Raw genomic sequence first — 8,493 nt, 5'->3', positions numbered from 1 at the left:
CGGGTGTTGATCACCTTCCCCGACGGGGGCGCGGCCTCGCCCGAACACAGCCAGACCATCGGCGCGGTGCGGCAGCGGATGACCCAGGCTCCCAACATCGTCTCGGTGTCACCGCCGCAGTTCGCCGAGGACAACAACAGCGCGCTGCTCTCGGCGGTGCTGTCGGTCGATCCCGAGGACATGCGCGCCCGGGAGACCGTCGGCTGGATGCGCGCGCAACTACCCAGGATTCCCGACGCGGGAAGCGCCCGCGTCGATGTCGGCGGCCCGACCGCGCTGATCAAGGATTTCGATGACCGGGTGTCGGCAACCGAACCGCTGGTGCTGGGCTTCGTCGCCCTGATCGCGTTCATCATGCTGCTGCTCTCGATCCATTCGGTGTTCTTGGCGCTCAAGGGCGTGCTGATGACGCTGCTGTCGGTCGCCGCGGCCTACGGAAGCCTGGTGATGGTGTTCCAGTGGGGCTGGCTGAAGGCTCTCGGCTTCGCCCAGATCACCTCGATCGACAGCACGGTTCCACCCCTGGTGCTCGCGATGACCTTCGGGTTGTCGATGGACTACGAGATCTTCCTGCTGACCCGCATTCGAGAACGCTTCCTGCACACCGGCAACACCCGCGATGCCGTCGCGTACGGGGTGAGCACCAGCGCCCGCACGATCACCAGCGCCGCGTTGATCATGATCGCGGTGTTCGTCGGCTTCGCGTTCGCCGGCATGCCGCTGGTGGCCGAGATCGGCGTCGCCTGCGCCGTCGCGATCGCGGTGGACGCCACGGTGGTGCGGTTGGTCCTGGTCCCCGCGCTGATGGCGATGTTCGCGCAATGGAACTGGTGGCTGCCCTCGTGGCTGCGCCGCATCCTGCCGTCGGTCGATTTCGACAGGCCGCTGCCGGCGGTCGACCTCGGTGACGTGGTCATCATCCCCGACGACATCTCGGCGGTGACCGCGCCCAGCGCCGATCTGCGGATGGTGATCAAGTCGGCCGCGAAGTTCAAGCACCTGGCGCCCGATGCGATCTGTGTGACGGACCCGCTCGCGTTCACCGGTTGCGGGCGCTCCAGCAACCGCGGCCTGGATCCCGGCCAGATTCCCCACCAGGTCGACCTGACCGACGAGCCGGTACCGGTAGGCGTTGCCTCCTCCGAGGCCAAGAACGGCACCAACGGTCACCCCGCTCCGGCGGCCAAGAAACGCGTCGGCGCCCTCGCGGCCCGCAACGGCATCGCGAAAGCCATCTCCGGCTCGGACCGCCCCGTCCATCCGGTGACGCTGTGGCGGGGGCGCCTGTCCGTCGCGATCGACGCGCTGCAGGCAGACAAGGCGAAGACGGCCAGCCGTCGACCGCGATACGAACGGCGCTGCCCCGTGGAAACCACCAACGTGCAGCTGCCCACGGGTGACCGGTTGTTGGTCCCGACCGGCGCGGAAGCTCTGCGCCTCAAGGGCTACCTGATCATGTGCCGTAACAGTCGACGCGATTACGCCGACTTTGCCAATATGGTCGATTCGTTGGAGCCCGAGACTGCCGCGCTGGTCCTGGCCGGAATGGACAGGTATTACTGTTGTGAATCATCCGGGCGGCAGTTGATTGCCACCCAGCTGGTGCGTCGACTCGCAGATCCGAAACCTGACGATTCCGCCGACGACCAGGGGTCCGAAGCCGAAGCCGCCTCGGACTGGGAAGGCATCAGGCAGCGCTGCCTGTCAGTGGCCGTAGCGATGCTGGAGGAGGCGAGGTGACGTTGGCATCCGACCGACGCCCCGCGCCGCCGCCGCAGCGGCCGGTTCCCGAACAACGACAGCGCGATACTGGGCCTTCAGAAGCCCCCCCGGACACCGATCAGCCGGTGGAATTCTGGCCGACCTCCGCGATCCGTTCGGCATTGCAGGGCGGGGACATTGCCACCTGGAAGCGCATTGCCGCCGCCCTCAAACGCGACCCCTACGGCCGAACGGCCCGCCAGGTGGAGGAAGTCCTGGGCGGCACCCGGCCCTACGGCATCGCCAAGGCGCTGTGGGAGGTCTTGGAGCGTGCCCGCACCCACCTGGAAGCCAACGAACGCGCCGAGGTGGCGCGCCATGTGGGACTGCTGATCGATCGATCGGGCCTGCCCCAGCCGGAATTCGCCTCCCGCATCGGGGTCACCGCCGAGGAACTGGCCAGCTACCTCGACGGCAGCATCAGCCCGACGGCCGCACTGATGATCCGGATCCGTCGACTGTCGGATCGGTTCGTCAAGGTGAAGTCGTCGCGTTCCGCCGACTCCAACTGACCGTCTCACCTGATCGGCAGCACCTCGGCGACCAGCCAGTCGCTGCCGCGCTTGGTCAGCGTCACCCGCAGTGCCGGGGCCACCCGGCTGGGCTGTTGTCCCGGCGCGGTCTGGGTCACCCGCAGCACCACCGCCACCACCGCGGCCGACGGACCGAGGGCCTCGACTCCGGCTGACAGCGTGGCGGCCTGTGCCGTGACGTTGTGTTGTGCCAGCTCGGCGCTGGACTTGTTGTACTCCTCTTTGAACGAGGCGGCGTGCTCCGGAACGATCATCGCCGTGGCCCGGTCGATGGAGGTGTCCGCCGAATTCGGCGTGAACGACGCCATCGCCTCCGCCATCCCGGTGGCAACCTGAACGACCTTTCGGGAGTCGTCGGTGAAGTCGTTGTCCGAGCGCGTCCAGTGCGTGTAGCCGGTCAGCACCGCCGCCGTCAGCGCGGCCGTGCAGAGCAGGACGACGGCCAACCGCAGTCCCGGCGCGTCGTCGTCGGTGCCGACGGTGACCGAGTCGCGGCGCAGCAGCCAGAAGTTGACGCCGACCCCCTCCACGATCAGCAAGATCAGAACCGAGCACGCCGACACCCACCACAGCGGCCAACCGAGCACCACCCCGATCGCCAGCAGCGCGGCGATCGCGGCCAACGGGGCCACGACGTCGAAGGCGAAGAGCCGCCACAGGTTTCTCATCGGATGGATTCCAGCCCGGAGATCATCAGCTTCCCGTCCACGTTGGACACGTCAAGCCGCAGGTTCCAGTGCACCGTTTGCGGCTTGGCGCCGGCGTTTTCGCTCACCGAGGTCGCGATCAGCATCACCGAGTCCAACCGGCTGGCGAACGCCGGCAACTTGGTGGTAACCACCGACCGCGAGACGCCGGGCTGGGTGTCGAGGTCGTGGTGCACCGTTTCGATCGCGACCGCGTCGATCCGGCCTGCGCTCTTCGACTGCAGTTTCTCCACCACCTGCTTGTAGGGCTGCATGGCCGCGTCGAAATCGGTGTTGAGCTCCCCGACCGTCCCGTCATGCAGCCGCTGCAGGCTGGCGTCGATGTTGGCGCTGTTCATGTTGATCAGCACGCCCGTCCAGCCGGCAGCGGTCTGCATGACGCGGGTCAGGTAGCCGCGCTCGGCGGTCGCGTCGCGGTGAGCGGACCAGATGACGGCGGCAAGGACGACGGCGGCCACCGACAGCACGCCGAGGACGGCCGACGCGATGCCGTAATTTGAGAAAACCTCGCCCTCCGGCTCGTCCTCGTCGGGCTCTGCGTCCTGATCGGTGTCCTGGTCGGGCTCTAAGTCAGAATCCGGCTCGGGATCTTCGCGGCTCTCTGGCTCGGTTTGCTCGCCGTCGGACATGGCCCGATCGTTGCACCCGGGAAAGATGGAAGGATGGCGGGGTGACGAATGAGACCATCCGCTCGGGCATCGACCTGAGCTACATCGATGCGAACATCCGCCCCCAGGACGACCTGTTCGGTCACGTCAACGGCCACTGGCTGGCGGAATACGACATTCCTGCGGACCGGGCTACCGACGGGGCCTTCCGGCACCTCTACGACCAGGCCGAAGAGCAGGTGCGTGATCTGATCGTCGAAGCCAGCGAGCAGGCCGCCCAGAGCAACGGGGCGGGCAACGACGCCCAACGCATCGGCGACCTCTACGCCAGCTTCCTCGACGAGGACACCGTCGAACGCCGGGGTCTGCAGCCCCTGCTCGACGAAGTGGCCTCCATTGACGGGGCCGCCGACGCCGCGGCGCTGGCCGCGACGCTCGGGGCCCTGCAGCGCACCGGGGTGGGCGGCGGCGTCGCGATGTACGTCGACACCGACTCCAAGAACTCCGCCCGTTACCTCGTGCACTTCACGCAATCCGGCATCGGGCTGCCCGACGAGTCGTACTTCCGCGACGAGCAGCACGCCGCGGTGCTCGCCGCATACCCGGGACACATCGCGCGGATGTTCGGCCTGGTCTTCGGCGGGGACTCCGAAAGCCACTCCGAGACTGCCGCCCACATCGTGGCGCTGGAGACCAAACTGGCCGCCGCGCACTGGGACGTCGTCAAGCGCCGCGACGCCGACCTCACCTACAACCTGCGTACCTTCGCCGAGCTGCAGTCCGAGGGCGAGGGCTTCGACTGGACCGGCTGGGTCAACGCGCTCGGCAGCCAAACTCCGGACGTTGCGGAAGTGATTGTGCGCCAACCCGATTACCTCACTGCATTCGCCGGGTTGTGGGCGAGCGAAGACCTCGAGGACTGGAAGGCGTGGGCGCGGTGGCGGGTCATCCGCGCCCGGGCGCCCTGGCTGACCGACGCCCTGGTTGCGGCGGACTTCGACTTCTACGGCCGCCTGCTGACCGGCACCGAGGAGATCCGGGACCGCTGGAAGCGGGCGGTGTCGCTGGTGGAGAATCTGATGGGCGATGCCGTCGGAAAGCTTTACGTGGAGCGGTATTTCCCGCCGGGCGCCAAGGCCCGCGTCGACGCGCTGGTGGCGAATCTGCAAGCCGCTTACCGGCTCAGCATCAGTGACCTGGACTGGATGACACCGGACACCCGGGAGCGGGCCCTGACCAAGCTCGGCAAGTTCACCGCCAAGGTCGGCTACCCGAAGAAGTGGCGTGACTACTCCAAGCTGGTGATCGACCGCGGCGACCTGTACGGCAACTATCAGCGCGGGTACGCCGTCAGCCACGACCGCGAGCTTGCCAAGCTCGGTGGCCCGGTGGACCGCGACGAGTGGTTCATGACGCCACAGACGGTCAACGCCTACTACAACCCGGGGATGAACGAAATCGTCTTCCCGGCAGCCATTTTGCAGCCGCCCTTCTTCGACGCCGACGCCGACGACGCCGCCAACTACGGCGGGATCGGTGCGGTGATCGGACACGAGATCGGCCACGGCTTCGACGACCAGGGCGCCAAGTACGACGGCGACGGTAACCTGATCGATTGGTGGACCGACGCCGACCGCACCGAATTCGGCGCTCGCACAAAGGCTCTCATCGAGCAGTACGAGGCGTACACGCCGAGGGAACTCGCCGAGAACCACCACGTGAACGGAGCGTTCACCGTCGGGGAGAATATCGGCGACCTGGGTGGGCTATCGATCGCGCTGCTGGCCTACCAGTTGTCGCTGAGCGGGGAGCCAGCTCCGGTCATCGACGGCCTCACCGGCGTGCAGCGCGTGTTCTACGGCTGGGCGCAGGTGTGGCGGACCAAATCCCGTGAGGCGGAAGCGGTCCGGCGGCTGGCGGTCGATCCGCACTCGCCGCCGGAGTTCCGCTGCAACGGCGTCATCCGCAACATGGACGCGTTCTACGAGGCCTTCGACGTCGCCGAAGACGACAAGCTGTTCCTGGGCCCGGACAGCCGCGTCAAGATCTGGAACTGATCCCCGCGAGCGCCTCGATGCGCGCCGGCACGTGCTTGTGCCAGGGCGTCCCCGCGTAGGAGTCTCGCCAACCGGTGGACGTCAGCGCGTTCGGGGCGACGCCCGGGATGACGGTGCGCCCATCGGTGTCGATGTAGTCGAGCCCGAAACCGTTGGGCAGCGCGGCATGTCCGGGAAGCATCGTCTCGGTGATCTCGATCGTCGCCTCGGCGCTGCCCGCGGCCGTGGTGATTCGCGCCCGGCAGCCGTCGACAAGCCCGAGGTTCTGAGCGTCCTCGACGCTGACCCGCAGCGCCCCGTCCGCGTCGCGTTTACGCCAGGACGGGTCGCGGAATATGTCGTTGGCGGTGTAGGCGCGCCGCTCGCCCACCGATAAGACGATGGGCAACTCCGACGTGGTCAGCAGCAGCGCCGCGGCGGCGAGTCCCCGTAATTCGTCCAGCATTTCGGGGATTTCCAGCGCGATCTTGTGATCGGCGTGGCTGATCAGAGCGAAGTCATCGGCGTAGTCGTGCGCGGTGAACACGACTCCCGACGGGCTGTTCAGGATGGCGTCGAACAGCGCGTTGCCGTCGACATGACCGGCCCGTCGCACGGCCTCGGGGTACGTCATCGCGGTCTTCTGGGCCAGCCCCCACACCGCGGCCGCTCCGGCCATTCCGTCGGGCAGTGTCGGGCCGAGCGTTTCATAGAGCACGTACGGCACCAGGCGCGCCATCGTCGGATTGCCGCTCACCGCGGTGAGAAACGCTTCGGCATATGCTTCGCGGCCCTGTTGGGCGGCCTCCCGAAGCGGCCGCAGATCGGCCTCGTCGATGATACCGAGCGCCCGCACCAGCCGGGTCCAGATCTCCGGCTCGGGCAGCGTTCCCGGTAGCGGTTTGAGCAGCGGCCGACGCAGGTGAAAGCCGTTGTGCGGGAACTCGAAATTGAAGAAGGTGGCTTCGGTCTTCTCGTATTGGGACGCCGCGGGCAGCACGTAGTGGGCCAGGCGGGCGGTCTCGGTCATCGCGACATCAACGACGACCATCAGCTCCAGCGATTGAAACGCCTCCCGGCAGGCTGTCGAGTCGGCCAGCGAATGGGCGGGGTTCGCGCTTTCGACGATCATCGCCCGGAACCGGTCCGGATGGTCGGTGAGGATCTCCTCGGGCACCACGTTGGACGGGATCAGGCCCGCGATGATGGGCGCGCCGGTGACGGGCGTGCGCCCCGAAACGGTGCTGAACAACGACGCCAGCGACGAATGCAGGTGCTGGCCGCCTTTTTTCGCGAAGTTGCCGGTGAGGATCCAGAGCAGCTTGTTCAGGTAGGAACTGAGCGTGCTGTTGGGCGCCTGCTGAATTCCCAGGTCTTCGAATACCGCGACGCTCGCGGCCGTGCCGATACGCCGCGCCGCAGCCCGCAACAGCTCCTCGTCCACCCCACAACGCAGCGCGTACTCACGGATCGGGACGTCACGCAGCGCGTCTCGCACGGGGTCGACGCCGTGCACATGCTCGGCGAGAAATGCTTCGTTGCAGAGGTTTTCCTGTACCAGGACCGCCGCCAACGCGGCCAGGCACCAGGCGTCGGTGCCGGGCCGCACCCGCAGATGGAAGTCCGACATCTTGGCGGTGTCGGTGACAACGGGATCGATGACGATCATCGACCGCGCCGGGTCCTTGGCGATCTCATTGAGCACCACCCGGGCCCGGGGAAAGCTCTGCGACATCCACGGGTTCTTCCCGATGAACACCGAGACTTCGGCGTGCTCGAATTCACCCCTGGTGTGACCGCCGTAAAGCTGCCCGTCGACCCAGGCTTCACCGGTCTTCTCCTGCGCCAAGGCATTTGATCGGTATTTCGATCCGAGTGCCTTCAGGAAGGCGCCGCTGTATGCCCCGCCCAGGTGATTGCCCTGCCCGCCGCCACCATAGTAGAAGATCTTGTCCCCGCCGTACGTGTCGCGGATATGCTTGAATCCCTCGGCGATCTCGACAATCGCTGTGTCCCAATCGATTTCCTCGTAGCTGCCGTCCGCGCGGCGGCGCAGCGGAGAGGTCAGCCGGGCGCGACTGTTCTGATAGTGGTCCAGCCGCAGCGCCTTGTTGCAGGTGTAGCCCTGCGATGCCGGATGCGCCTTGTCACCCCGGATGCGGGCCAGCCGACCCTCTTCGACCTGGACGACGATGCCGCAGTTGCATTCACAGAGGATGCATGCGGTGGACTGCCACGCACTGGTCATCTCGGGGTGTCCCTTCTCTAGGCGTGAGCGCCCTCTGCCATCAGCAGCGCACGCAACTGGCGGTGAACGACGTCGAGCGGCGTCAGGTCGCGGCGCACCCGGGCGAGCACAATCGCGCCCTCGAGAGCGCTGGTCGCCAGCACAGACAACTCGCGTGCCCGCTCCCCCGGTATTCCGTCGGCGATGAAGCGCGCGGCGATCCGGTCGGTCCAGCGATCGAACACCGCCGCCGCGCGGTCGACCACCGGGGCCGTCCGTTCGCGGTCGCGTTCCTCGCCGGCCTCGACGGAGACCGCCACGATGGGGCAGCCCGCGCGGAAGTCGCTTTTGAGCAACTGACGGCGGTACTTGTCGATCAGGGTGTCCAGTAGCTGCAGGCTCGCATCGGCCCCGTCGATGATGGCCGCCACGTGCTCGCCCGCGTAATCGACCGCCTCGCAGAGCAATTGCGTGCGTCCGCCCGGGAAGTAGTGATAGGCGGACCCGCGAGGCGCGCCACTGTGGTCCAGAACGTCGGAGATCGCGGTGGCATGCGCGCCGCGCTCCCGGATCAGCAGCGCGGCCGAGACGACCATCCGCTCGCGTGGACTCGGCATCGCC

7 protein-coding genes are annotated in these 8,493 nt (G+C 67.2%); 3 read left to right on the top strand and 4 right to left on the bottom strand.

The annotated features are described in order from the left end of the window. Both JOZ00_RS07020 and JOZ00_RS07015 read left to right on the top strand, forming a co-directional pair. Window positions 1-1,740: MMPL family transporter (locus JOZ00_RS07020; RefSeq protein ID WP_293341652.1), on the top strand; the 1,740-nt coding region annotated here is incomplete at its 5' end. Further along, window positions 1,737-2,273, top strand: a complete 537-nt coding sequence (locus JOZ00_RS07015; protein WP_293341649.1) for an XRE family transcriptional regulator — start codon at window positions 1,737-1,739, stop codon at window positions 2,271-2,273. The genes JOZ00_RS07020 and JOZ00_RS07015, both read left to right, overlap by 4 nt. Before the next feature lie 5 nt (window positions 2,274-2,278). On the opposite strand, the gene JOZ00_RS07010 is transcribed toward JOZ00_RS07015, so the two are convergent. Both JOZ00_RS07010 and JOZ00_RS07005 read right to left on the bottom strand, forming a co-directional pair. Next, the gene (locus JOZ00_RS07010) at window positions 2,279-2,962 is read right to left on the bottom strand and encodes a hypothetical protein (protein ID WP_293341647.1); all 684 of its coding nucleotides are present in this window, start codon (window positions 2,960-2,962) and stop codon (window positions 2,279-2,281) included. Then, window positions 2,959-3,630 (bottom strand): hypothetical protein, encoded by a 672-nt coding sequence (locus JOZ00_RS07005; protein ID WP_293341644.1) that lies wholly within the window; start codon window positions 3,628-3,630, stop codon window positions 2,959-2,961. Before JOZ00_RS07005 ends, JOZ00_RS07010 begins: the two co-directional genes overlap by 4 nt. 41 nt (window positions 3,631-3,671) lie before the next feature. Between JOZ00_RS07005 and JOZ00_RS07000 the strand changes: the two genes are divergently transcribed. Further along, a complete protein-coding gene (locus JOZ00_RS07000; RefSeq protein ID WP_293341642.1) occupies window positions 3,672-5,666 on the top strand; it encodes a M13 family metallopeptidase in 1,995 nt (664 codons plus the stop codon). Here the strand turns inward: JOZ00_RS07000 and JOZ00_RS06995 are convergent. Together JOZ00_RS06995 and JOZ00_RS06990 are read right to left on the bottom strand one after the other, a co-directional pair. Beyond that, a complete protein-coding gene (locus JOZ00_RS06995; RefSeq protein ID WP_293341639.1) occupies window positions 5,650-7,893 on the bottom strand; it encodes a molybdopterin-dependent oxidoreductase in 2,244 nt (747 codons plus the stop codon). The genes JOZ00_RS07000 and JOZ00_RS06995 overlap by 17 nt on opposite strands. Window positions 7,894-7,910: 17 nt before the next feature. Further along, window positions 7,911-8,489, bottom strand: a complete 579-nt coding sequence (locus tag JOZ00_RS06990) for a TetR/AcrR family transcriptional regulator (RefSeq protein ID WP_293341655.1) — start codon at window positions 8,487-8,489, stop codon at window positions 7,911-7,913. Between the last annotated feature and the right edge of the window lie 4 nt (window positions 8,490-8,493).

It is taken from the genome of Mycobacterium sp. (genome assembly GCF_019243155.1).
Taxonomy (GTDB): Bacteria; Actinomycetota; Actinomycetes; order Mycobacteriales; family Mycobacteriaceae; genus Mycobacterium.
This window is presented reverse-complemented; position numbering and strand designations above follow the sequence as displayed.

Bases quoted from the DNA above. Each gene is read 5' to 3' on its own strand.
- JOZ00_RS07010 (WP_293341647.1), bottom strand. From the start codon at position 2,962: ATGAGAAACCTGTGGCGGCTCTTCGCCTTCGACGTCGTGGCCCCGTTG.
- JOZ00_RS07005 (WP_293341644.1), bottom strand. From the start codon at position 3,630: ATGTCCGACGGCGAGCAAACCGAGCCAGAGAGCCGCGAAGATCCCGAG.
- JOZ00_RS06995 (WP_293341639.1), bottom strand. From the start codon at position 7,893: ATGACCAGTGCGTGGCAGTCCACCGCATGCATCCTCTGTGAATGCAAC.
- JOZ00_RS06990 (WP_293341655.1), bottom strand. From the start codon at position 8,489: ATGCCGAGTCCACGCGAGCGGATGGTCGTCTCGGCCGCGCTGCTGATC.